The sequence below is a fragment of the Pacificispira sp. genome, from assembly GCF_965228185.1.
Lineage (GTDB): Bacteria > Pseudomonadota > Alphaproteobacteria > UBA8366 > Aestuariispiraceae > Pacificispira.
In genome coordinates, this window is sequence record NZ_CBDDHE010000006.1 from 489035 (window position 1) to 514105 (window position 25071).

Consider the following 25071-nt stretch of genomic DNA (forward strand, 5'->3'; position numbering starts at 1 on the left):
AAAGGCCGTTTCCCGCCTCCAGGCGCCGCCCTGCGCGATCAAAGCCCGTTGACCGGCACCTTCAGCATCGGCCGCCCGCCGGAATCCTCGGGGATCGTCCCGGCACGCATATTGACCTGCAGAGAGGGCAGGATAAGCGCGGGCATGTTCAGTTCCGCATCGCGCTTGGTCCGGAAGGCGACGAATTCGTCCCGTGTCTTGCCGCCGCCGACATGAATGTTGTCGGCCTTCTCCTCCGCCACCGTGGTTTCCCAGCGTATCTCGCGGCCATTCGGGCCATAATCGTGGCACATGAAAAGGCGGGTCTCGTCCGGCAGGGACAGAACCTTCTGAATGGAATCGTACAAGGTCGCCGCATCGCCGCCCGGAAAGTCGGCGCGCGCGGACCCGCCATCCGGCATGAAGATCGTATCCCCGACAAAGGCGGCGTCGCCCATGACATGAACCATGCAGGCAGGCGTATGGCCGGGTGTCTCCATCGCGAAACACCGCAATTCCCCGATCCGGTAGGAATCGCCGTCCCGGAACAGGGCGTCGAACTGCGACCCGTCCCGCTGAAACTCGGTTCCTTCATTGAAGATCTTGCCGAAGGTTTCCTGAATCAGCGTGATCTTCTCGCCGACCCCGATCTTCCCCCCGGCTCGGTCCTGGATATATGTTGCCGCCGACAGGTGATCGGCATGCACATGGGTTTCGATGATCCATTGAAGGTCCAGACCCCGGCTTTCCAGAAATTCCAGAATCCGGTCCGCGCTGTCATGGGAAATACGCCCGGCGGCGTAATCGATATCCAGGACACTGTCGACGATCGCACAGGCATTCGACGCCGGATCCTTGACGACATAGCTGATCGTATTTGTCGCGGGATCGAAGAAGGCTTTGACGTCCGGTCGGACGGAAATGTCGATGGGATACTGGCTCACGAAATCCTCCGATACGCGAATGCGGCGCACGATATCGATCCTCAATATGGTATCGCCATTGTCGACCCCGTTCCACCGGCCGCAAGCAAATTGTCGCTACCGAAGCGGACCGGCCGCCGCCGGGCAACGAACCGGGGCGACGATCCGCCCGAGTTGCACCGGGACGCATGCCCTCTATAGATGACCCGGTCGGACATTATGGACGGCTATGTAGAAGGGACGCAGGTGGTGCAGCCCAGGAAAGATCGGAACAAGCCGGAACGGAGCCTGCTGCGGCCGGTTGCCGGTCGGTTACGTACCGCCGGTGCCCTGACCGCGGCCGCCGCACTGATCTGGCCGGCCCAGGCGGCGATCCTGGCAACAGTGCTCGACGGCTGGGTATCCGGACCGGTGGATTTGACCGAGACCGCCGCTCTGGCGGGCACCTTCCTGATCCTCGGACTGATCCGCGCCGCCATCGACCATCGCGCGGGCGGCCGGTTGTTCGGGGCCGCCGACGTGATCGTGGCACGAGAGCGCGGTCGCTTGATCCGGCGTGAGACAAGGAGCCGGTCGGAGGTCAGCTCGGCGGCCATCGCCGCCACGGCGGTTCAGACCCTGCCCATGCTGCATCCCTGGATCACGCGGTACCGCGCCGCCATGACCCGAACGATGATCGTTCCGGCGGTGATCCTGGCGCTCGCTCTTTATCATTCCTGGGCGGTGGCACTGATCTTGGCGGCGGCGGGGCCTTTGATTCCGATCTTCATGGCGCTGGTCGGCATGGCGGCCGAAGACGCATCGCGCAAGCATCTGCGCGAAATCGGCACGATCAACACGATGCTGCAGGATCGGCTTGGCGCGCTGCTGGATGCCCGGGCGCTCGGCGCGGTCGGCCGCGTCCTGACGGACTTCGCGGAACGGGCGGACACGCTGCGGCGTCAGACCATGGCGGTCCTGAAAATCGCCTTCCTGTCCTCGGCCGTGCTGGAGCTGTTCTCGGCGCTCGGCGTCGCGATGGTGGCGGTCTATGTCGGGTTCTCCTTGCTGGGCGAAGTGACCTTCGGGGCCTGGGGCGGCAGCCTGACCGTCTGGCAGGGCGTCTTTCTGCTGCTGCTGGCCCCAGAATTTTTCCAGCCGATGCGCGAACTGGCCGCCGCCTGGCACGACCGGGCGGCGGGCCGCGCGGTGCTCGGCGCGGTGACGGAGATCGTGGCCAGCCCCCGGCTTCCATTCGTCGGCAAAGCGAACCTCGCCGATCCGCTGCCAGGGTCGGCAGCCCTGTCCTTGCGGGCCGCGTCCGTCCGCTTGGGCGACACTGTCCGACCCCTCCCCGATCTGACGCTGGAAGCAGGCGGCAGCGCGGCGCTGGTCGGCCCTAGCGGATCGGGAAAGACGACGATTCTGCATGCCGTCGCCGGGCTGCTGCCCCTGTCTGGCGGAATCGTCACGGTTTGCGGCCGGGATCTGGACGCACGGACGGCGGATGCCTGGCGGCGCCGGATCTCGCTGGTGGCGCAGACGCCGCATTTCCCGGCGACACGGATTTGCGTCTATCTGGATCCCGACCGGACGGGTCGCGACCCCTGGCCCGCACTGGTCGCCGCCCATGCGGACGGGTTCGTTCGCGCCCTGCCCGACGGATTGCAGACGCGTTTGGGCGAGACGGGAGGCGGCCTGTCGGGCGGTGAGTTCCGGCGGCTGATGCTGGCACGCGCGATCTTCGAGGGCCGGGACGTGATCCTGGCGGACGAACCGACGGCGGATCTTGATCGGCACAACGCCGGTCTGGTGATCGAGACACTGCGCAACCTGAACCGACGCGGGGTCACGGTCCTGGTTGCGACCCATGATCCGGACCTGGCCCAGGCCATGGCGCAACGGATTGAGGTGGGGTCATGAAATCCCTGATTTCCGCGACGCGCCTGCTGATCGCCGCCTCGCCCCGAGTCTGGGCGGCCGGGCTGGCGCTGTCCGTTCTGGTTCTGGTCATGGCGGCGGCGCTGCTGGGCTTGTCCGGCTGGTTCATCACGGCGGCCGGGGTCGCAGGCATCGCGGGGATCGGCATCGGCTTCGATTTCTTCCGCCCCTCGGCGGGCGTCCGGTTCCTGGCGCTTGGCCGCACCGCCGCGCGATATGGCGAGCGTCTGGTTACGCATGAAGCGACATTGAAGGCGCTGGCCGCCCTGAGGGTCGATCTGCTGCACGGCCTGTCCCGGCGCGGCTACCGCGCGCTCAGCGGCCTGCGGGGCGAAGCGGCGCTGACCCGGATCGTTGCGGATGTCGAGGCACTGGACGGGGTCGTCCTGCGTCTCTGGGCGCCGATAGCGGCGGGGGTGTTGACCCTGGCCCTGGCCTGCCTGGCGCTTTGGCTGTTGGTCCATTGGAGCTGCGCCGTTCTCCTTGCCGCGATTTATGGCCTTTTCGGCGCTGTCATTCTTCATCGGCTGGGCCTGCGTTCCGTCCGACCGTCGGCGGTCCATGAGGCCCGGCAGCAGACCCTGCGGCGGCGGCTGATCGACCTGCTGCGGGACCGGGACGCACTGATCGTCGGTGGACGCTTAAGGCAGGCGGCGTCGCGCCTGATCGCGCTGGACCACGGGCTGCGCGCCGCCGCACGGAAACTCGACCGCGCCGAACGGGGGACCGTCTTCGGACTATCGACCCTGACCAGCCTGTGCGTTGCAGGCATGATCCTTCTCTGCGGCGCGCTGATCGCCGACGGCCGGATCGACGCACCGCAGGCGGCCATCGCTGTCTTCGTCAGCCTGGCTTTGGCGGAAATCCTGTCCGGTATCCGGCGCGGCGCGGCGGAACTGGGGCGAACGCTGATCGCCGCCCGCAATGTCGTGGCGGACGAGAGCGGTCCGTCGCCGGCCCCCGCGACCGCGCACACGGCCATGTCCCCTCGGCTCGATCCAGACGGCCCGGTGCTGCGGATCGAAAAAGAGGGGACCGAGACGGTTCTGTCTTCGGGCCAAGGTTTGGCGCTGATCGGGCCCAGCGGCTCGGGAAAAACCACGCTGTTGATGCAGATCGCGGGTCTGATGCCCGCGGGGCCGACGCGTATTCGCATCCAGGGCATCGACATCGCCGATTGGCCGGAGGACGCGTTGCGCCGCCAAGTCGTTCTGCTGCCGCAGCGCAGCGCCCTGATGGCCGGGTCGGTGCGGGATAACCTGACCCTCGCCGCGCCGGTGGGGGACGAGGACCTGCGCGCGGTGCTGAAATGTGTCGGTCTGACCGGTGCCCTGGCCCCGCGCGGCGGGCTGGATCTGATCCTGGGCGAAGGCGGCGCCGGTCTGTCGGGCGGCGAGGCGCGGCGGTTGTGCCTGGCCCGCGCCCTGATGACCCGCCCGGCCCTGCTTTTGCTCGACGAACCGACCGAGGGGCTGGATGAGATCGCGTCGCACCGGCTTCTTACGGCAATCCGGGACTTTCTGCCGGGCACCGCCCTTTGTGCGGCGATGCACCGCAATCAGGAGCATTTCGTCTTCGACAGGATACTCTACCATCAGTGACATTGACGCTGCGCAGAAGGGCGGAACGCGTTACTCTGCGGCGTCCGGGAAACGCGGGGCCATTGGTCCCAGACCCGCCGGATCCATTACATTGGACCCGGTCTAGGTAAGACGAGGTACCGTGATGGAAATCGACGTCGTAACCCTCTCACGCCTGCAATTCGCGATGACCGCGATGTATCACTTCCTGTTCGTGCCGCTGACGCTCGGCCTGTCCGTCCTGGTCGCGATCATGGAGACCGTCTATGTCATGACGGGCCGGCCGATCTGGCGCCAGATGACGAAGTTCTGGGGCACGCTGTTCGGGATCAATTTCGTCCTGGGGGTCGCCACCGGCATCACGATGGAATTCCAGTTCGGCATGAACTGGTCCTATTACAGTCACTATGTCGGCGATGTCTTTGGGGCCCCGCTGGCCATTGAAGGCCTGATGGCCTTTTTCCTGGAGGCGACCTTCGTCGGCCTGTTCTTCTTCGGCTGGGACAAGCTTTCCCGCGTCCAGCATCTGCTCGTCGCCTGGCTGGTGGCCATCGGATCGAACTTCTCCGCTTTGTGGATTCTGATCGCGAATGGCTGGATGCAGAATCCGGTGGGCGCGGTATTCAATCCGGACACGATGCGTATGGAGATGACCTCCTTCTTCGAGGTGATGTTCAACGAGGTCGCACAGGCGAAGTTCGTCCACACTGTCTCCGCCGGCTATGTCACCGCCGCCGTTTTCGTGCTGGGTGTGTCGGCCTGGTATCTGATCAAGGGCCGCCATATCGGCCTGGCCAAACGCTCCATCACCGTCGCGTCGGCTTTCGGCCTCGCCTCCGCGCTGTCCGTCGTGGTCCTGGGCGACGAGTCGGGATATTCGGCGACCCATACCCAGAAGATGAAGCTCGCGGCGATAGAGGCGATGTGGGAAACCCATGACGCGCCGGCGCCCTTCACCGCGATCGGTTTTCCCGACCAGGAAGCGCGCGAAACCCATTATGCGGTCGAAATCCCCTGGGTCATGGGGTTGATCGGCACACGGTCGCTGAACACCGAGATTCCGGGGATCAACGAGTTGGAGGCGATTTCCGAGGACCGTATCCGGTCGGGGATCATCGCCTATGACGCGCTTATGCAGATCCGCGCCGAACGCGGCGCCGTTCCGCAGGACGTGCGCGACCGGTTCGAGGATCACGGCGGAGACCTGGGCTATGCCCTGTTGCTGAAGCGCTATACGGACGATCCTCGCACCGCGACGGAGGAACAGATCCTGCAGGCGGCCGAGGATACGGTCCCGACCGTCTGGCCCCTGTTCTGGGCCTTCCGCATCATGGTCGGGCTGGGATTCCTCTTCGTCGCGACAATGGCCTATTTCTTCTGGCGCAGCAGTTTCCGGGGCCAGACCTATCCGCGCTGGGCGCTCTGGGGGGCGGTCTTCATCATCCCGGCCCCCTGGATCGCCGCCGAGATGGGCTGGTTCGTCGCGGAATTCGGCCGTCAGCCCTGGACCGTCGACGGTGTCCTGCCGACCGCCATGTCGGTCAGCCATCTGTCCGTCGCGGACCTGCTGATCACCCTGGCCGGGTTCGTCGCGTTCTATTCGGTTCTGTTCGTGATCGAGATGGGCCTGATGCTGAAATACATCCGCAAGGGACCCTTTATGGATGTCGAGGAAACCGAGGCCTGGGAGGCGCGCCACGAACACCGGCTTCGAACCCATGACGGCAAAGGGCCCTTCGCGCCCAATCCGGCGGAGTAACGATCATGATCCTGCACGAATTGATCGACTATGAAGTCTTGCGGGTCATCTGGTGGGGGCTGCTCGGCGTGCTGCTGATCGGTTTCGCCATGACCGACGGGTTCGATATGGGCGTCGGCGCACTGCTGCCCTTCGTCGCCAGGACCGATACGGAACGGCGGGTTGCGATCAACACGGTCGGCCCGGTCTGGGAAGGCAATCAGGTTTGGTTCATCCTGGGCGGCGGTGCGATTTTCGCGGCCTGGCCGCCGCTCTACGCCGTCAGTTTCAGCGGCTTCTATCTGGCGATGTTCGCGGTGCTGGCAACCCTGATCGTCCGGCCCGTCGCGTTCAAATACCGCTCCAAGCGCCCCTCGCCCGCCTGGCGCCGGGGCTGGGACTGGGCGCTGTTCTCCGCCGGGGCGGTGCCGCCCGTCATCTTCGGCGTCGCCGTCGGCAATGTGTTGCAGGGCGTGCCCTTCCAACTGACCGAGGATCTGTTCCCGCTCTACGAGGGCACGTTCTACGGCAAGTTCCTGGGCCTGTTGAACCCGTTCGCCCTGCTTTGCGGGGTCGTCTCGCTGTGCATGCTGGTAACCCATGGGGCGGCCTGGCTGGTCCTGAAATCGGACGGGGCGGTCGCGGCGCGGGCGCGGGCCATCGGCGGCGTCACCGGGCTGGTGACCATCGCGGGCTATGCCGGGGCCGGGTTGTGGCTCGCCTTCGGAATCGGCGGATACGCCTTCGTCGGCACACCGGTTACCGACGGCCCGTCGAACCCGCTCTATTCCGAAGTGACACGCACCGGAAGCTGGCTTGCCGCCTATGCCGACCGGCCCTGGATCGCGGTTGCGCCCGTGATTGGCTTCCTGGGCATGATCCTGACCGTCCGCGGTCTGCGTCGGAAGAGAGAGGAAGGCCGGGGAGAAGTGACAACGCTGCTCTGGTCGAAACTGGGGATTCTCGGCGGCATATCTTCCGTCGGCCTGACCATGTTCCCCTTCATCCTGCCGTCATCCATCGCGCCGGACAGCTCGCTGACGGTCTGGGATTCGTCTTCCTCTCACGAAACTCTGTTCGTGATGCTGGTCGCGACCGCGCTCTTCATGCCCCTGATCCTCGCCTATACCGCCTGGGTCTATCTGGTCCTCTGGGGCAAGGTCACCGAAACCGACGTCGAATCCGGTTCCGACACGGTCTATTGAGAAAGGAGCCCCGACCATGTGGTACTTCGCCTGGATCCTCGGCCTCTCCCTCGCCGCGATCTTCGCCGTAATGAACGCAATGTGGCTCGAACTCCAACGCGACCGCGCCCTGACGGAAGACGACGACTGACACAAGTTGGCGGCTGACGAAAATGCCATAAAATTTGTGTGGTTTGGTTGAAAGCCCCCTCTTCGATGTTGTAAGTACTATGCTCTTCATGACGTCTTCCACGCGATTGGATCCCAGAGGAGCCTATGTCCGAACTTCACCGCCCTTCGCGGCCGACCGGCGATAACCGCACCATTTCCGGGACGCTGGAAACCTTACGGGCGGCGGCGCGCGAGCGCATATTGGTCCTCGACGGGGCGATGGGGACGCAGATTCAGGCCCTGGGCCTGGGCGAGGACGATTACGCCGGCCACGGGCATGGCGCCTGCGCGCATCACCATCATTCGGATGAGCCGCAGCAGGGCAATAACGACCTTCTGGTCCTGACCCAACCGCAGGCCATTGAGGAAATCCACTATCGTTATGCCAAGGCAGGCGCGGATATTCTCGAGACCAACACCTTCTCGTCCACCACCATCGCGCAGGCCGATTACGGCATGGAAGACGCGGTGCATGACCTGAATGTGGCTGGCGCCCGCATTGCGCGCCGGGCCGCGGACCGCGCCCAGGCTGAAGACGGGCGGCCCCGTTTCGTCGCTGGCGCCCTCGGCCCCACCAACCGTACGGCGAGCCTCAGCCCCGATGTGAACGACCCCGGCTTCCGGGCCGTGACCTTCGACGACCTCCGGATCGCCTATGGTCAACAGGTCAAAGGCCTGATCGAAGGGGGCGCGGATCTGATCCTGATCGAAACCATCTTCGACACGCTGAACGCCAAGGCCGCGATCTTTGCCTGTTTCGAGGCCTTCCGTGACACCGGACGGCAATTGCCGCTGATGATCTCGGGCACCATCACCGATGCCTCCGGCCGCACGCTGTCGGGTCAGACACCGACGGCCTTCTGGCATTCGGTGGCCCATGCCCGACCCTTCACGGTAGGGCTCAACTGCGCCTTGGGGGCCGAAGCCATGCGGCCCCATATGGCCGAGATCGCCGGTGTCGCCCCCGTGCACACCTGCGCCTATCCGAATGCCGGATTGCCAAACGCCTTCGGCCAGTATGACGAGACGCCCGAGGAAACCGCCGCGCAAGCCGCCGATTATGCGCGGGAAGGCCTGGTCAATGTCATCGGCGGCTGCTGCGGCACGACGCCCGATCATATCCGCGCCATCGCCGATGCAGTTGCACCCTTCCCCCCTCGGGAGGTACCGCAATGACCCGGTATCTGCGCCTTTCGGGTCTCGAACCCTTCGTCCTGACGCCGGACATCCCCTTTGTGAATGTCGGCGAGCGGACAAATGTCACCGGCTCCGCCCGCTTCCGAAAGCTGATCGTCAACCGCGACTATGCCGCCGCCCTCGAGGTCGCGCGCGATCAGGTGGAAAACGGCGCACAGATCATCGACGTCAACATGGACGAGGGGTTGATCGACTCCAAGGCCGCCATGGTCGAGTTCCTGAACCTCGTCGCCTCCGAACCCGACATCGCCCGCGTGCCGGTGATGATCGACAGCTCCAAATGGGAGGTGATCGAGGCCGGCCTGCAATGCGTGCAGGGCAAGTCCGTCGTCAACTCGATCAGCCTGAAAGAGGGCGAAGACGCGTTCCGGCACTCTGCGGGCCTGTGTCTCGCCTATGGGGCCGCGGTCGTGGTCATGGCCTTCGACGAGAAGGGGCAGGCCGATACTTTCGCGCGCAAGACCGAGATCTGCGCGCGCGCCTATCGCATTCTGGTCGACGAAGTCGGCTTCCCACCCGAAGACATCATCTTCGATCCCAATATCTTCGCCGTGGCCACCGGCATCGAGGAGCACGACAATTACGGCGTCGACTTCATCGAGGCGACGCGCTGGATCCGGCAGAACCTGCCTCATGCCCATGTCTCCGGTGGGGTCTCAAACCTTTCCTTCAGTTTTCGCGGCAACGAGCCGGTACGCGAGGCGATGCATGCCGTGTTCCTGTACCATGCCATCCAGGCCGGGATGGACATGGGCATCGTCAATGCCGGGCAGCTCGCCGTTTACGAATCCATCGATCCGGATCTGCGCGAGGCCTGTGAGGATGTGGTGCTCAACCGCACGCCCAAGGCGGGTGGCTCGGCGACCGAACGCCTGCTGGATCTGGCCGCGAATTTCCGGGATTCCGGTGGCCGAGAGGCCCGGGAAAAGGATACAGCCTGGCGCGAATGGCCGGTCGAGAAACGGCTGGAACACGCCCTGGTCAACGGCATCACCGAATTCATCGAGGCCGATACCGAGGAGGCCCGGCGCGACGCAGAACGCCCCCTGCACGTGATCGAAGGGCCGCTGATGGCGGGTATGAATGTCGTCGGCGATCTGTTCGGCGCCGGGAAGATGTTCCTGCCGCAGGTGGTCAAATCGGCCCGCGTCATGAAACAGGCTGTCGCGGTCCTCCTCCCCTACATGGAACAGGAGAAACTGGCGCAAGGCGGGGAAGGCCGATCCAGCGCGGGCAAGATCCTGATGGCGACGGTGAAAGGCGACGTTCACGATATCGGCAAGAACATCGTCGGCGTCGTTCTGGCCTGCAACAATTACGAGATCATCGATCTGGGTGTGATGGTCCCGGCCGCCAAGATCATCGAGACCGCGCGCCAGGAGAAGGTCGACATTATCGGTCTTTCGGGCCTGATCACCCCGTCGCTCGACGAGATGGTCCACATGGCCGCCGAGTTGGAGCGCGAGGGCTTCGACATCCCGCTGCTGATCGGCGGCGCGACCACAAGCCGCGTCCATACCGCCGTCAAGATCCATCCGAAATACGCGCGCGGGCAGGCGATCTATGTGACCGACGCCAGCCGCGCGGTGGGTGTCGTCGGCAACCTGCTCTCCGACGATCTCAAGCCCGGTTACATCGGTAATCTGCGCGCGGAGTATCAGACCGTCCGGGAGAAGCATGAGCGATCCGAGCGCGACAAGCAGCGCGTGCCGCTGGCCAAGGCGCGCGAGAATGCGTTCAAGATCGACTGGTCGGATTACGCGCCGCCGAAGCCCGGCTTCCTGGGCACCAAGACCTTCGAGAGCTGGGATTTGGCCGATCTCGCCCGGTATATCGACTGGACGCCGTTCTTCCAGACCTGGGAGCTGAAGGGCCGCTATCCGAAGATCCTGGACGACGAGAAACAGGGCCCGGCCGCGCGTCAGCTTTTCGACGACGCCCAGGCGATGCTGAAACGCATCATCGACGAGAAATGGTTCGCGCCCAGCGCGGTCATCGGATTCTGGCCCGCCTCGGCGGTCGGGGACGACATCCGCCTTTTTGCCGATGCGGACCGAACCGAGGCACTGGCGACATTCTACACCCTGCGCCAGCAGCTATCGAAACGCGACGGCCGGGCGAATGTGGCGCTGTCGGACTTCGTCGCGCCCCTCGACTCCGGCAAGGCGGATTACATCGGCGGTTTCGTCGTCACCGCCGGCGCGGCGGAGGCCGAAATCGCCGCGCGTTTCGAACGGGCCAATGACGATTACAATGCCATCCTGGTCAAGGCGCTGGCCGACCGCATCGCGGAAGCCTTCGCCGAACGGCTGCACGAGGCGGTGCGCAAGGAATATTGGGGCTATGCGCCGGACGAGGCGCTGGCGCCCGACGAGCTGATCGGCGAACCCTATCAGGGCATCCGGCCCGCACCCGGCTATCCGGCGCAACCGGACCACACCGAAAAGGTAACGCTGTTCCAATTGTTGGACGCGGAGAAGCAGACGGGCGTCCGCCTGACGGAAAGCATGGCCATGTGGCCCGGATCCTCCGTCTCGGGCCTCTACCTGTCACATCCCGACGCCTACTATTTCGGCGTCGCAAAGGTCGAACGCGACCAGGTCGAAGATTACGCCGACCGAAAGAAGATGGATGTCACCGCAGTAGAACGCTGGCTCGGCCCAGTCCTGAACTACACCCCGCCATCCCGCTCCGAGGCCGCCGAATAGCACCGGGCAAGGCGCCCCAGGATATGTCCGGGGAGCCCGACGCGATCGTGTCCGGATAGAAATTGTTAAGTACCTATTGAGAATGGCACCACGATCACCGAGTTAACGCAGATACCGCTTAAACTTGGCACTCCATGCCAGTTAACTTTGGCACCACATTGCGATATGCCGGTTAAGGGTGGCACCGTATTCACTTGAGAAAGTGCAATATCAATAGCTTAACATTTCGCAAAGCTGCAAGGACAGGTTCTTAGAGTTGGCGACGAAAAACATCCGGCCTCAGCGTATGACGGGTTTCAATCGAAAGAGATGCTCACTCCAGGATCAAATCATAGGCAGTGCTCCGGCCGCCGCCGGCGCGCTTCCTCATAAGTCCGCGGTCGATAAGGTCGAGGATATCTCGGTAGGCCGTGTCCTGGGAGCATTTCGCGAGCTTGGCCCATTTCGATGTCGTGAGTTTTCCTTCAAAACCGTCCAGCAACCGGTTCAGCACCTTGATCTGCCGGTCATTCATCGCATCCGTTATCGAATCTCATCGTTATTGCGCACGAACAACATGAACTCGGCCTTTATGGATATTTGTTCCAGTTATGATTGGTTTAACGATCAATAGATTCCTCAATTTTAGGGCGCGATGTGGGGCTGTCAAAAAAGGCAGCGCTTATGAGAACTAACAAATTTTCCACGATAACGCGCATAGTGGAATTCGGTGAGGCTTCTGTCGTGAAGCTTGGCACGGTTCAATTCTGGTCATACGCGGCTCGGCGTTTTGCGAGTTCCCTGTAGAGGGCTTCTGGGCTTACGGCGATCTGATCGGCGACGGATCGCCATTCGCCCTTTGGCGGCAGGGATCTGCCGGTCAGGGTAAGCCATCCGTCCAGTCTCTTCGAGACCGTCTTCCGCGAGAGAATTTCGGCGCGGCTTCTGCCGTGTTGGACCTCCTTGGCCAGGTAGGCGCACCACGATGCGGCGAGCGTGCGGTCGACTTCAAGCCGATGTCTGAGAGTTATCTTTGACACACTGAGAACCGCGGCGGACTGCCGGACGATGGCGTCGCAATGATAGACGTCGGAGTACAGCGATGCCTCGGCCAGCAAGGATCCGTCTCCGGCGGATTGGAGGATCAAGGGATCGCCGTTTTCCTGGAAGCGGACCAACTCGACGAGGCCGCTTTCGACCCAGAATACTCGGTCGACCGGGTCGCCTCGATGAAAGACGGCCGTCCCCCCGGGCGCCGCGTGGCGAACTCCGTCGTCGGATAAGAAAATTTTCTGAAGCGCTCCCAGCATGATCGCTATCATGTCGCAGAAATCCTTCAGGCGGCAAGGTGCCTCGCAACTAGGCAGCAACGTCGAAGGCCACGAGATATGAAACATTTCCTGATTGTACTGTCGCTTTTCGCGATACCGGTTTCCGCGAACGCTCAGGATCATCGGCACGGAGCGGCGCCGCGAACCGCCGACCTGTCCGATGTGCGAAGCCTGTCGGGGGCGGATGTTGCGGAACTGCGAAGGGGCGGCGGCTGGGGGCTTGCGCGGCCGGCGGAGCTCAACGGTGTGCCGGGGCCGGCGCATCTCCTCGAGCTCAAGGACGAGATTCCGCTGTCCGAGGCGCAGGCGGCGCGCGCTGCGGAATTGGTCGAAACGATGCGCCACCATGCTATCCAGCTCGGCGAGGAACTGATAGCGCTCGAGGTCGAATTGGAACAGGGCTTCCGAGGCGGATCCATGACGCCGGTACGGCTGAAGAATCTTTTGGACGAGATCGCGGTGACACGGGCCCGGCTCCGGTTCGTCCATCTTTCGGCGCATCTGGAAACGGTAAAGTTCCTAACGAAACAGCAAATTCGGCGTTATGCTGTCCTGAGGGGATACACCGATCCGACCGATGAGGCGGTCGGCATGAACTGATCCGAGACCATGAAACAAGACGAGCTTGGCGCACGCGTCATTCCCGAAGACGATCTCGATCCTGCTCGCGTTCCTTCTCTGGCGGAGCGAGAAGCGGATACGGGTCGGGCTGTGCTCTCCGAACTGCAGAGCAAACGCGGTTTGTTTCTGGGTTTCCTTACCAAGCGCCTAGCCTCCCGCGCGGAAGCGGAGGACGTGCTGCAGGAGTTTTGCCTGCGCGTGCTGTCCCGCAAGTCGCATCCGCAAATGCCGGATCGGCTGGACGCCTGGCTGTTCGCGGTTCTCAGATCCGTTCTGAACGACCACTATCGGAAGCTTTCTCGCCGACAACGGATGGAAGACGCATTGTCGCGCGACCCTGTGCAGTTCCCTACGGTCGAGAATGACGCGGAACTGTTTGGAGAAATCTGTACCTGCGTCGGTGAGCTGCTGACGGACCTAAGGGAAGCGGATGCCGATCTGATCCGGCAGTTGGACCTCGGGGACGAAGACCGGGCCGGCGTGGCCAAGAGTTTGGGCATCAATCAGGGCGCGTTGCGTATTCGCCTTCACCGTGCGCGGATCGCATTGCGCGACCGGCTGATGCGTCACTGCGGCGGATGCTGCCGGCACGGTTTCGACGACTGCGGTTGCGCGAAACACGAGGCGGTCTGCGGATCACACACGCGCTGACCGCCGGGCTGCCGCCTTCACGGCTCAACCGTTCTCAAAGTTTTTCTGTAACGCCTGGCCGGGAACGTCGTCTACGGGCTGCAAGCGGGTTCGAATGCGAACCTTGTCGGCGCTGTCTGTGTTTGACCTTCCAGCGCTGGAAGCTTGTACGATGACACTGCATCCCGATGCGAAGGATTACGACAATGACCCATGGTTCCGATCGAAACACACTGGACAACAGCGCTGAAACCTATGTCTGCCCCATGCACCCGGAGGTCCGTCAGGACGGGCCGGGCGACTGTCCGACATGCGGCATGCATCTCGTGCCCGAGGGGCAGGCCGGTCCTGCCCAGTCCCATGGACACGGGCACGGCCATCATTCTTGCCACGCACACCCGGCTGGGGCCGACGATGGTCGCTACAATCTCGTTCCAGCGGGACATGTCGGGCCGGTCTACATCTGCCCGATGCACCCTGAAGTTCGGCAGCCGACACCCGGGTCGTGCCCGATCTGCGGCATGGGACTGGAACTGGAAAGCGCCGGGATGGCCGATGAGGGGCCTAACCCGGAACTCGTGGACTTTTCGCGACGGTTTTGGATCGGGGCGGCCCTGACCGCGCCGCTTCTCGTCCTGACGATGGGCCCGTTGCTGGGTCTCTCCGGCGTTCGCGAGATATTCGGGGAACGTGCCACACTTTGGATCGAATTGGCGTTGGGAACGCCGGTCGTGCTTTGGTGCGGCTGGCCGTTTTTGGTGCGGGGTTACAATTCGTTCCGCTCTATGAACCTCAACATGTTCTCGCTCATCGCGATGGGTGTGTCTTCGGCCTGGATATTCAGTGTCGTGGCGGTATTGGCGCCGGATATCTTTCCGGACGGCTTTCGCAGTGCCGATGGGCATGTCGGCGTGTATTTCGAGGCGGCGGCCGTCATCGTCACGCTCGTGCTGCTCGGTCAGGTTATGGAACTGCGGGCAAGAGAAGGCACGGGGAAGGCCATTCGCGCGCTTCTAGACCTCGCCGCGAAGACCGCCCGTGTCATCGGTGCCGACGGCACGGAAGCGGAAGTCCCGCTGGAGGACGTGCAAATCGGTGCGCGTATTCGTGTCCGCCCGGGCGAGAAGATTCCTGTCGACGGGACGGTCCTGGAAGGGCGCTCTTCCATCGACGAAAGCATGATTACAGGCGAACCCGTTCCGGTCGAAAAAACGGCTGGCGACACGGTGACCGGCGCGACGATCAATGGAACGGGGAGTTTCATCATGGAAGCCACGCGGGTCGGATCCGATACGATGCTGTCTCAAATCGTCGAGATGGTTTCTCAGGCTCAGCGGTCCCGCGCACCGATCCAAAAATACGCGGACATGGTGGCTGGCTATTTCGTGCCGGCCGTCATCGGCGTCGCTGTCGTCGCCTTCATTGGGTGGGCGATCTGGGGTCCCGCCCCGGCGCTGTCCTATGCGCTGATCTCGGCGGTTGCGGTGCTGATCATCGCATGTCCGTGCGCGTTGGGTCTCGCGACGCCCATGTCGATCATGACCGCTACGGGGCGCGGTGCGCAGCTCGGTGTGCTGATCAAGAACGCGGAAGCGCTCGAGCGGTTCGAAAAGGTCGATACTCTCATCGTCGACAAGACCGGGACGTTGACGGAAGGGAAGCCCCGGCTTGTCGCCGTCATGCCGCAAGACGGGTTCGACGAGACGGATATTCTTCGTGTCGCCGCGACCTTGGAGAAGGGATCGGAACACCCGCTTGCAGAGGCCATCCTCCGCGGGGCCGAGGAGCGGGGCGTTTCTCTCGAAGACGCCACGGAATTCGAGGCTGTCACCGGGAAGGGCGTCAAAGGAACGGTTACCGGCCGCTCGGTGGCGCTCGGGAACGCGAAGATGCTTCAGGACCTGAAGATCGACGGCGGTACTGTCGCCGAAACCGCCAATGCCCGCCGCGACGAAGGCGAGACCGTGATGTTCGTCATCGTCGACGGCGCGATCGGCGGCATGATCAGTGTCGCGGATCCGGTGAAGGAGACGACGCCGGATGCCTTGCGGGCGCTCCATGATCTCGGGTTCCGGATCATCATGGCAACCGGAGATAATGAGAGGACCGCGTCGGCGGTAGCGTCGAAACTCGGCATCGACGAGATCCGGGCCGACGTCCTGCCCGAAGACAAGGCGCGTATCATTCGCGATCTGCAGTCCGAAGGCCGCAAGGTCGCGATGGCGGGGGACGGCGTCAACGATGCGCCGGCGCTCGCCCAGGCGGATGTCGGAATCGCGATGGGAACCGGCGCGGACGTCGCGATCGAAAGCGCCGGCATCACCTTGGTGAAAGGCAACCTGGACGGCATCGTTCGGGCCCGTCGTCTGGCCCAATCGACGATGCGCAACATCCGCCAGAACCTGTTCTTCGCGCTGATCTACAATGCGGCAGGTGTGCCGGTAGCAGCGGGAATTCTGTTCCCGTTCTTCGGCATTCTCATAAGCCCGATGTTCGCCGCCTTCGCGATGAGCGCGTCGTCGGTCTCGGTTGTTTTGAACTCGCTGAGACTCCGGAACGCGCGGATTTAGGTTGAGGAGAGGCTATATGAAAATGTCGTCCAATTCACATAACGATGATCGTCCTAGTGAAGCCACAACCCCACCATCCTTCTGGAAATCTCGAACCGGGGTAGCCCTCATTGTAGCGATTGCTCTCGGTGGATTGCTGTTGGTTTACGAACACCGAATTCACATCCTTGGGAGCGATTGGATCATCTGGTTGCCGCTTCTCGTCTGCGTCGCCATGCATTTCTTCATGCATGGCGGGCATGGCGGGCATGGGTCCGACGGAGACAAGTGATGAGCGATCTCGGAAGCGCCTACGGCTTGTGGCTGATGGTGATCATCAACTCGGCCGTCTTCATCATGTTCGGGTTAAGCTTTTTCAAGCCGAAGACGTCGCGCGACTGGCGAAGTTTCGGGGCGTTTAGCGCCTTTATCATCGCGTTGTTTACCGAGATGTACGGCTTTCCGCTGACGATTTTCGTACTGTCTGGGTGGCTGCAATCGAACTGGCCGGGTATCGACTGGTTCGCACATGACAGCGGACATCTGCCGGAAATGATCCTGGGATGGGGCGAAAACCCCCATTTTGGTCCGTTTCATTTGGTGAGCTTCGCGTTGATCGGCGCTGGCTTTTGGCTGATCTCGGTCGCGTGGCATCATCTTTGGTCTGCTCAGAGAGCGGGGCGGCTTGCAACGACCGGCCCCTATGCCCGAGTGAGGCATCCGCAATACGCTGGGTTTGTGCTCGTTATGGCGGGCTTTTTGGTGCAATGGCCGACTCTGCTCACGCTGGCCATGTTCCCGGTCTTAGTCTGGATGTACTCGCGTCTCGCAAAGTCTGAGGAAGTCGATACACGGGCGCGGTTTGGAGCCGACTATGATCTGTATGCGGACCTCGTTCCGCGATTCATACCGCGTATCGGAACGCGGGTTAGCGATGCATGACGTCGCGGCCTGACGGAGTTTCCCAAGTGTGAGGTCTGTCAGGTTAACTACGCCAACTTCTTATGATGTGGGACAGAACATGCATCATGACCACGCCGACAACGGATACAAACCGGGTTCGATAACCCTCGGCGGCGCTGTCGCGATGGGCACCGGTGTCATGATCGGGGCCGGTATCTTTGCGTTGACCGGCCAAATCGCCGAACTCGCGGGGCCGTTTTTTCCGCTCGCCTTCATCGCAGGTGCAGTGATCACCGGTTTCAGCGCATACAGTTATATCAAGATGTCGAACGCGTGGCCTTCGGCTGGCGGAATCGCGATGATTTTGCAGAAGTGCTATGGCCCCGGCGCCATCGCGGCGGGGGCGGCGCTGCTAATGGCACTCAGCATGGTCATCGCAGAAAGTCTCGTCGCACGAACCTTTGCCACCTATCTGCTTCGTCCCTTCGACATTGCTGGCGGGGTATTGGTATCAATTCTCGCCGTGGCCGTGATCGTCTTCGCCTTTCTGATCAACGTCGCGGGAAATCGGTCTATCGGCCTCTTTTCGATGGTTATGGCCGTCATCAAGATTGGCGGCATCGCGCTGTTCGGGATCGCGGCGCTTTGGTCGAGCGGTGTCGACTTCGCGTCAGCATCCGGTACGGGCGAAGACTTTGGACTGTCGGGTTTCGCCGCTTCCGTCGCTTTGGCGATCCTGGCATTTAAAGGGTTCACCACGATCACGAACAGCGGTGCCGAGATTACCGAGCCGCATCGCAACGTCGGCCGCGCGATTACGATTTCGATCATGATCTGTGTCGTGATTTATCTGCTCGTGGCATACGGTGTCGGGGCCAGCCTGTCCATCGACGAGATCATCGCCGCCCGGGACTATTCGCTCGCCGAGGCCGCTGAACCGGCGCTGGGCGAAATCGGGTTCCTTCTGACCGTCGTTCTGGCGGTCGTCGCCACGGCGTCGGCTGTCCTGGCCAGTGTCTTCGCCGTTTCGCGGATGCTGGCAATGCTGACCGATATGAAGATGATCCCGCATAGCCATTTCGGCATGTCCGGTCCGATCCAGCGGCATACGCTCGTCTACACGGTCGTGATCGCTTCTGCCCTGGCAGTGTTCTTTGATCTCAGTCGGATCGCGTCGCTCGGAGCGTTCTTCTATCTGGTTATGGACATGACCGTACATTGGGGTGTTTGGCGCTTCCGCCGCCGTGAGATTGGCGCGGTTGGTTTTGTGGTCCTCGGCGCATTCGTGTTCGATGGTTTGGTTCTTGTCATGTTTACCGTGATGAAGCTTCGGACCGACCCGCTCATTGTCACCTATGCGGCTGCGGCCATCGTGGGGGTTTTCGTGTTTGAACGTTTCTACCTGTCGCATTGGATGGGACAGGTCCGGGACGAGGCACCGCAATGATTGTCGCGTCCTCTACCGGTTGGGCGGCCCGAGAGAGATCGTTGGATTGGGCAGCGCATCGACGCCTCTGCGGATGCGCAAATCAGAGTGCCGCCGGGTTGTGGCGCGGAATGTCGCGGCACTGTTTCGGCGGGCTTCATCATGCCTGAAACGCGACCATTCCCGCAAAGAACCGCGATTGTGCTTACCGCTATCATCGGTGTGCTTGCAGTCTCTGCAGGGCTCTATCTCGTTGTCGAGCATTTTGACTTAGCATCGGTGGGGACAGTGTCGGAACTGTTGTCCGGCTTTCCGGTTCTGGGACCGGTTCTTCTTATCCTGCTAATGGCAGGAGCTGTGGTCATCAGTCCGATCCCGAGTGCGCCGATCACCTTGGCGGCCGGCGCGGTGTATGGGCATCTCTGGGGTACGGTCTACGCCCTCATCGGGGCGGAGATTGGCGCGCTGATCGCGTTCGAGATCGCCCGGCGGCTCGGGCGCGAGAGCGTCGCACGGTGGGTCGGTGATCGATCTGTTCCGGCAGTTCTTACATCTCAGATCGGTTTATCGACCGCCGTATTCGTGGCGCGGCTGGTTCCCGCGGTATCGTTCGACGTCGTGAGTTATGCTGCCGGGTTGACCGAGTTGCGCCGGCGCTGGTTCGCCATTGCGACGGTATCGGGTATGGTGCCCGCTACGTTCCTGCTGTCTCATACCGGCGCCGGACTTCGCGCCAGTCAAGGCGGCGCGGTCGACGTCCTCGTTGGGCTGGCGGGGCTTGGCGTGCTTGCGCTGGGAGGGGTGTTTCTAAGCTTCAGAACGAAGAGGCGACGAAGCCTGAGGAATGAGCAAGAGATAGAAAGCGGAGGACCGAATGACAAAGATCGGACTTAGACCGGCGGCATTCATTGTAGGCGTAGGGCTGCTGGCCGCAGGAGGTTATCTGTGGTGGCAGCAGGACAAGGCCTCCATGGACGCGGATGCGGGCTTGAGTATCCCGGAATTCTCGGAAGTCGCCGTCGCCGGGCAGCAGATTTTCAACAAGAATTGTTCGGCATGTCATGGCAGCAGCGCGAATGGGTCCGAAAATGGTCCTCCGCTGATACATAAAATCTACGAACCAGGACACCATTCGGACGAAGCGTTCTACCGCGCGGTGGCGATGGGCTCGAGGCAACATCACTGGCGTTTCGGCGACATGCCGGCACAGCCGCAGGTCAGCCCGCCGGAAGTGACCCGAATTATTGCGTATATTCGAGAACTTCAGGTCGCGAACGGTATCGGCCACTAAAGGCATTGGACGCTATCGGAGACCGGAACATGCAGCATAATGTGTCTCGACCGTTGCCGGGCGGCTAGCGATATTGGTGCCGAATGACGACATTGGACGCTGAGAGCGTTTGGGGCTTGGGAACCGAGGTCAGGTTTTTCGAAATGATCCAGAGCCAGTTTCTTGGGTTTATCAGAAGTCTCTCTGTCGCGGCTCTGCTCGGATTTCTTGCGGCGACGGTGTTCGCGGGAAGTGCTGCAGCCCATGTCGAGAGCGCGGCGACTGCCCTTAACGGTCAGCAGATGCAGAGTGCCGATGCCGAGACGCAACAGGCCGAGCGTGCGAGAGGCGTCTAATGCCATCCCACGGCAGGATGTGCGATGCTGATGATCCAACTGGCGTCGCCGACCGCCGCGATGGAACCTTCTATGACGGCATATCGGTTCTTCGTTATTCCTCAGCTTTATGAGGGCCAAACACCCTCTCCTGACTACCCTCCTCCCAGAGTTTGAGCCATTCCTTCCAGAAAATTGGCAGAAACCTAGTGTGAGGATAGCGAAATGAAAAAAATCGTTTTGGCCGCTGTTGTGGCAACCGGTTTGGCAGGTGGAACTGCGTTTGCCCACAGCGGCGCCACCGGTGTCGTTAAGGAACGCATGGACGCGATGATGTCCATGGGGAAATCGATGAAGGCCGTTGCCGCGATGATGCGCGGTGAGGTGGCCTACGACGCCGACGCCGTGCGCGAGGCCGCCGCATTGATCAAGCAGCATTCCGGCGACGCGATGACGGAACTCTTCCCCGAAGGAAGCACCGGCCACCCGTCCGAGGCGAAGCCTGAAATCTGGTCCAAATGGGACGAATTCAGTGATTTGGCAGGCCGCTTGGCGGTCTATGCGGACGGCCTGGCGCTGGCTGCGGATAACGGCATGATGGCGGATCAGGGCGGAATGGGATCCGGCGGAATGATGGGGGCCGGTTCCAACATGATGGGATCCGATAGCGGCATGATGGGCTCGGGTTCCGGTATGATGGGCGGCGATCAGATGCATGGAAACCTGTCCGCCGAAGACATCGGCACCATGCCGGTCGACGGCGCCTTCGCGATGACGAGCCAAGTCTGTTCGGCCTGTCACACTCGGTTCCGCGCCGAGGACAAGTAATCCATGAAGAAGCCCATTCTGGTTGGGCTGGCGGCTGCAGCGCTTGGCGCTGTGGCCGTCGGCACCCTTGTCGTTTGGCCGATCGGTTTCGCGACGGAGGAGATTGAGCTCTCTGGTGACGTGGAGCGCGGTGCATATCTGGCGCGGGCCAGCGGCTGTATCGCCTGTCACACCGACTTCGCCGGTGGCGGTGCGCCGCTTGCCGGCGGAGCGCCTTTGAAGACGGCCTTCGGGGACTATTATCCGCCCAACATAACGACGGATCTCGATCATGGGATCGGCGCCTGGACGGTGGACGATTTCGCGAAGGCGGTGCGCCAGGGGATCGACAGGGACGGTCAGCCATACTTTCCGACCTTCCCATATCCCTTCTATTCCGACTTTTCCGATCAGGATATCGCCGACCTCTGGGCGGCCTTTCAAACCGTGCCGCCGGTGCCCGAAAGCGCGCCCGACCACGCCGTTTCATTTCCCTTCAGCCAACGCTGGGGCATGAAAGCCTGGCGGGCGGCCTTTCTGACGGACCCCAGTACGGAACCCGTCGAGGGAAAAACCGATCGGTGGAATCGTGGGCGATGGCTGGTCGAAGGGGCCGCGCATTGCGGAGCCTGCCACACGCCGAGGAACTTTGCCGGCGCACGCGTCAGCACCAGTGCTTTCGCCGGTAACGACGAATTGCCGGACAACAATAAGGCGCCGTCGATATTGGCGTCCGACCTAGTGACGGAAGGGTGGACCGTCTCGAAGCTGGCTTATGCGCTGCGCACTGGAGTTACCCCGTCGGGCGACGCCTTCGGCGGCAGTATGGGGGAAGTGGTCGCATATGGAACGCGGTTCCTGAGCCAGTCTGACCTGGAAGCGATGGCTGTTTATCTGCTGGGAGAACCCAAAGACCTCGATACGGCAAGAAACTGACACGGCTTCAAGCCGCGTTGAGCCAGTCGTCCGATCCGGATTGACGGGAGAAAACAAGTGACTATCTTCACTGCCATGAAGCTTGTGACATTGACCATGATACTCGGAATGTTTCTCGCGTCGCTGGGCATTGGCCCCTTGGGCGCCGAGACCATGTCTGAGCATTCGGTCGGCTCGATGCATGCTCAGATGGCCGATCCGTCGTCCGATAGTGAACCGTGCGATCGAATGGATATGGCAGGGTGCCCTATGGCTGTCAGCCATTGCGGTATCGCGTATTTCGAGCCTGCCTCCGTTCCGGTTTCAGTGTTTTCCAATGGCGTCGCTGATTGGCACGCTCGGAAAGATGTTAGAGACGGTCGATCGCATCCACCGGAAGACCCGCCTCCTATTTTCCTTATTTGATCATCTCAGAACTGCTTCGCGTCCGCCGATCTTGGCCGGACGTTTAATGATCGATCAAAGAAGGAAATCCGAATGTCTATTTCGATGAACAGCCGCATCGCCGCGGCCGCGTTTGCCCTCGCCCTCGCTCCCGCCGCTGCTCTGGCCTCCGGCGGCCACGGTCACGGTGACATGATGGGTGAGAATGGCTCTCCCGGCATGGCCGCCGACGCCACCACGACGGTGGAAATCCAGATCTACGACAACTACTACGAACCCGAAGAGATCGAGGTAAAAGAGGGCGAAACCGTTCGTTTCGTGATCACGAACAACGGCTCGACCGTGCATGAATTCGCGATCGCGACCGGCGAGATGCATGAGGCGCACGAGTCGGAGATGCAGATGATGGTCGATCATGGGGTCATCAAATCTGACAGCGTCGATATGGAAGCCGCGGAAGCGATGAAGAAATCCATGGGGCATGGCATGACCGAACGGCCCTATGCCGTTTTGCTTGAACCCGGTCAAACCGCCGAACTCGTCTGGACCTTCCCGCAGCATGCCGATCTGGAATTCGGCTGCAGCATGCCCGGTCACTACGCATTGGGCATGGCTGGCAGCATCAAGCTGACGCATTGAGCTTGGGGGCAAGAGACATGACATTTACGAACCTAGCCCGCGCCTCGGCGTTCGGGCTTGCCATAGCGGTCGCGTCGGCCAGTGCCGCCTGGGCGGAAACGTACAATCTCACCGTCGACGAGGTGACGATCGACACCGGGGCCTTCACCAGGACCGGGATCGGCTACAACGGGGCGTCCCCCGGTCCGGTCCTGCGGTTCAAGGAAGGCGAGGACGTTGTCATCAATGTGACGAACAACCTGTCCGAACCGACCTCGATCCATTGGCACGGGCTGATTCTGCCCTTTCAGCAGGATGGGGTGCCTGGGATCAGTTACGACGGCATCGCGCCAGGCGAGACCTTCACCTATCGCTTTCCGATCGTTCAGTCCGGGACCTACTGGTTCCATAGCCATACCGGTTTTCAGGAACCAGACGGCGCCTACGGAGCGATCGTTATCGAACCGAAGGGCCGCGAGCCTTTCCGATACGATCGGGAATACGTGATCCAACTGACCGACGCGCATCCGCATAGCGGCGACCGGATCATGCGAAACCTGAAATTGATGCCGGACTACTACAATCGGCAACAGCGTACCTTCCTCGATTTCCTTCGGGACGCCGAGGAGAAAGGTTTCGACGCTGCGATGGCGGATCGTGAAGCCTGGGGCGATATGAGAATGATGCCGACCGACATTGAGGATCTGCAGGGCTTCACCGCGTTGATTAACGGCAAGAGTGCCGAGCAGAATTGGACCGGCTTGTTCGAGCCGGGCGAGCGAGTGCGGCTTCGCTTCATTAACTCCTCGGCCATGACCTATTTCGATATCCGGATCCCCGGTCTCGAAATGGTCGTCGTCCAGGCTGACGGAAACAACGTTCAGCCGGTCAAGGTCGACGAGTTTCGCATCGCCGTGGCGGAGACCTACGACGTCATTGTCCGTCCCCGGGACGATAAGGCATATACCATCTTCGCCGAAAGCATGGGCCGGACGGGCTATGCCCGCGCCACCCTGGCGCCGCGAGACGGGATGGAAGCCGAGGTGCCGGAACTGCGGGAACCGTCCCTGCTGACCATGGCCGATATGGGCATGGCGCATGGAGAGCACGCGGGTCATGGTGACATGGCTGGCATGGATCACGGCAACATGTCTGGTATGGACCACGGCAGCATGTCCGGTATGGACCATGGCGGCATGTCCGATATGAGCCATACCATGGCGGACGGCACGGTCATGCAGGGTATGAGCCATGACAGCCATGGCGGCTCCACCCATACGATGGCCGACGGCACCGTCATGGACGGCGCCAGCCATGAAGGCCATGGTGGGATAGACCATTCGGGGCACGGCGCGATGGCATCAGCCGATCCGTATTACGCGCCTGGAAGTGGTCTCGCGCCGGTCGCGGCCGATGGCGGCAAGTTCCTGTCTTATGCGGATCTGAAAGCCCAGTCGCCGCTCTACGAGGATCGCGAGGCGACGCGGGAGATCGAGCTTCGGCTGACCGGCAACATGGAACGCTACATGTGGTCGATCAACGGCGTGAAGTATAGCGACGCCGATCCGATCCGGCTGCAGTACGGGGAACGGGTTCGCTTTAAGTTCGTCAATGAGACCATGATGACCCATCCGATGCATCTGCACGGCATGTGGTCGATCCTCGACAACGGACAGGGCAAATGGGACCCGATCAAACACGTCGTCAGCGTCGCCCCAGGGACGACCGTCTATATGGAGACGGAAGTCGATGCGCCTGGTGAGTGGGCGTTCCACTGCCATCTTTCCTATCACGCGGATAGCGGCATGTTCCGGAAGGTGATCGTCGAAGGCGGCCCCACCGAAGAAGCCGCGTCGCTCGACACCAGTGTCGGAGGGTGATC

Annotated in this window: 23 protein-coding genes; 20 read left to right on the forward strand and 3 right to left on the reverse strand. The window is 62.0% G+C overall.

Annotation, left to right across the window (positions count from 1 at the left end):
- Positions 1–38 precede the first annotated feature (38 nt).
- Positions 39–902 (reverse strand): MBL fold metallo-hydrolase, encoded by an 864-nt coding sequence (locus ACO06O_RS13010; RefSeq protein WP_421881115.1) that lies wholly within the window; start codon positions 900–902, stop codon positions 39–41.
- Positions 903–1151: 249 nt separating this feature from the next.
- Here ACO06O_RS13010 and ACO06O_RS13015 point away from each other — a divergent pair, with 249 nt between their 5' ends.
- The 7 genes from ACO06O_RS13015 (at position 1152) to metH (ending at position 11400) form a co-directional block, all read left to right on the forward strand.
- Positions 1152–2804 (forward strand): ABC transporter ATP-binding protein/permease, encoded by a 1653-nt coding sequence (locus ACO06O_RS13015; protein WP_421880390.1) that lies wholly within the window; start codon positions 1152–1154, stop codon positions 2802–2804.
- Positions 2801–4423: an amino acid ABC transporter ATP-binding/permease protein gene (locus ACO06O_RS13020; protein WP_421880392.1), complete on the forward strand. Its 1623-nt coding sequence runs from the start codon at positions 2801–2803 to the stop codon at positions 4421–4423. Before ACO06O_RS13015 ends, ACO06O_RS13020 begins: the two co-directional genes overlap by 4 nt.
- Positions 4424–4547: 124 nt before the next feature.
- Positions 4548–6161 carry a cytochrome ubiquinol oxidase subunit I gene (locus ACO06O_RS13025; RefSeq protein WP_421880394.1) on the forward strand — a complete coding sequence of 538 codons (1614 nt, stop codon included), beginning with the start codon at positions 4548–4550 and terminating at the stop codon, positions 6159–6161.
- 5 nt (positions 6162–6166) lie between these two features.
- The gene (gene cydB / locus ACO06O_RS13030) at positions 6167–7345 is read left to right on the forward strand and encodes a cytochrome d ubiquinol oxidase subunit II (protein ID WP_421880396.1); all 1179 of its coding nucleotides are present in this window, start codon (positions 6167–6169) and stop codon (positions 7343–7345) included.
- Positions 7346–7361: 16 nt separating this feature from the next.
- Positions 7362–7475, forward strand: a complete 114-nt coding sequence (gene cydX / locus ACO06O_RS13035; protein ID WP_420419760.1) for a cytochrome bd-I oxidase subunit CydX — start codon at positions 7362–7364, stop codon at positions 7473–7475.
- Positions 7476–7600: 125 nt separating this feature from the next.
- Positions 7601–8671 carry a homocysteine S-methyltransferase family protein gene (locus tag ACO06O_RS13040; RefSeq protein WP_421880398.1) on the forward strand — a complete coding sequence of 357 codons (1071 nt, stop codon included), beginning with the start codon at positions 7601–7603 and terminating at the stop codon, positions 8669–8671.
- Positions 8668–11400: a methionine synthase gene (gene metH, locus ACO06O_RS13045; RefSeq protein WP_421880400.1), complete on the forward strand. Its 2733-nt coding sequence runs from the start codon at positions 8668–8670 to the stop codon at positions 11398–11400. The genes ACO06O_RS13040 and metH overlap by 4 nt, the downstream gene beginning before the upstream one ends.
- Before the next feature lie 313 nt (positions 11401–11713).
- On the opposite strand, the gene ACO06O_RS13050 is transcribed toward metH, so the two are convergent.
- Positions 11714–11914 carry a hypothetical protein gene (locus ACO06O_RS13050; RefSeq protein WP_421880402.1) on the reverse strand — a complete coding sequence of 67 codons (201 nt, stop codon included), beginning with the start codon at positions 11912–11914 and terminating at the stop codon, positions 11714–11716.
- A 226-nt stretch (positions 11915–12140) separates the two neighbouring features.
- Positions 12141–12701, reverse strand: a complete 561-nt coding sequence (locus tag ACO06O_RS13055; RefSeq protein ID WP_421880404.1) for a Crp/Fnr family transcriptional regulator — start codon at positions 12699–12701, stop codon at positions 12141–12143.
- A gap of 66 nt (positions 12702–12767) precedes the next feature.
- Between ACO06O_RS13055 and ACO06O_RS13060 the strand changes: the two genes are divergently transcribed.
- The 13 genes from ACO06O_RS13060 to ACO06O_RS13120 all read left to right on the forward strand — a co-directional run bounded on the left by ACO06O_RS13060 (position 12768) and on the right by ACO06O_RS13120 (position 25069).
- Positions 12768–13310 carry a hypothetical protein gene (locus ACO06O_RS13060; protein ID WP_421880406.1) on the forward strand — a complete coding sequence of 181 codons (543 nt, stop codon included), beginning with the start codon at positions 12768–12770 and terminating at the stop codon, positions 13308–13310.
- 9 nt (positions 13311–13319) lie between these two features.
- Positions 13320–13982 carry an RNA polymerase sigma factor gene (locus ACO06O_RS13065; protein WP_421880408.1) on the forward strand — a complete coding sequence of 221 codons (663 nt, stop codon included), beginning with the start codon at positions 13320–13322 and terminating at the stop codon, positions 13980–13982.
- 185 nt (positions 13983–14167) lie between these two features.
- A complete protein-coding gene (locus tag ACO06O_RS13070) occupies positions 14168–16531 on the forward strand; it encodes a copper-transporting P-type ATPase (RefSeq protein ID WP_421880410.1) in 2364 nt (787 codons plus the stop codon).
- Positions 16532–16553: 22 nt separating this feature from the next.
- Positions 16554–16802, forward strand: a complete 249-nt coding sequence (locus ACO06O_RS13075) for a DUF2933 domain-containing protein (RefSeq protein WP_421881117.1) — start codon at positions 16554–16556, stop codon at positions 16800–16802.
- Complete coding sequence (locus tag ACO06O_RS13080; RefSeq protein ID WP_421880412.1) at positions 16802–17452, forward strand: methyltransferase family protein; 651 nt, start codon at positions 16802–16804, stop codon at positions 17450–17452. The genes ACO06O_RS13075 and ACO06O_RS13080 overlap by 1 nt, the downstream gene beginning before the upstream one ends.
- Positions 17453–17531: 79 nt before the next feature.
- Positions 17532–18860: an APC family permease gene (locus ACO06O_RS13085; protein WP_421880414.1), complete on the forward strand. Its 1329-nt coding sequence runs from the start codon at positions 17532–17534 to the stop codon at positions 18858–18860.
- A gap of 141 nt (positions 18861–19001) precedes the next feature.
- Entirely contained in the window at positions 19002–19733 is a 732-nt protein-coding gene (locus tag ACO06O_RS13090; RefSeq protein ID WP_421880416.1) for a TVP38/TMEM64 family protein, read from the forward strand.
- Positions 19714–20130, forward strand: coding sequence for a c-type cytochrome (locus tag ACO06O_RS13095; protein WP_421880418.1), 417 nt, complete (start codon positions 19714–19716; stop codon positions 20128–20130). Before ACO06O_RS13090 ends, ACO06O_RS13095 begins: the two co-directional genes overlap by 20 nt.
- Positions 20131–20213: 83 nt before the next feature.
- On the forward strand, positions 20214–20465 hold the full coding sequence (locus ACO06O_RS13100) for a hypothetical protein (protein WP_421880420.1): 252 nt from the start codon (positions 20214–20216) through the stop codon (positions 20463–20465).
- Positions 20466–20669: 204 nt separating this feature from the next.
- Positions 20670–21272 (forward strand): c-type cytochrome, encoded by a 603-nt coding sequence (locus ACO06O_RS13105; RefSeq protein ID WP_421880422.1) that lies wholly within the window; start codon positions 20670–20672, stop codon positions 21270–21272.
- 3 nt (positions 21273–21275) lie between these two features.
- The gene (locus tag ACO06O_RS13110; protein WP_421880424.1) at positions 21276–22187 is read left to right on the forward strand and encodes a c-type cytochrome; all 912 of its coding nucleotides are present in this window, start codon (positions 21276–21278) and stop codon (positions 22185–22187) included.
- A gap of 477 nt (positions 22188–22664) precedes the next feature.
- A complete protein-coding gene (locus ACO06O_RS13115; RefSeq protein WP_421880426.1) occupies positions 22665–23210 on the forward strand; it encodes a cupredoxin domain-containing protein in 546 nt (181 codons plus the stop codon).
- Between the two features lie 17 nt (positions 23211–23227).
- On the forward strand, positions 23228–25069 hold the full coding sequence (locus ACO06O_RS13120) for a copper resistance system multicopper oxidase (RefSeq protein WP_421880428.1): 1842 nt from the start codon (positions 23228–23230) through the stop codon (positions 25067–25069).
- Positions 25070–25071 lie beyond the last annotated feature (2 nt).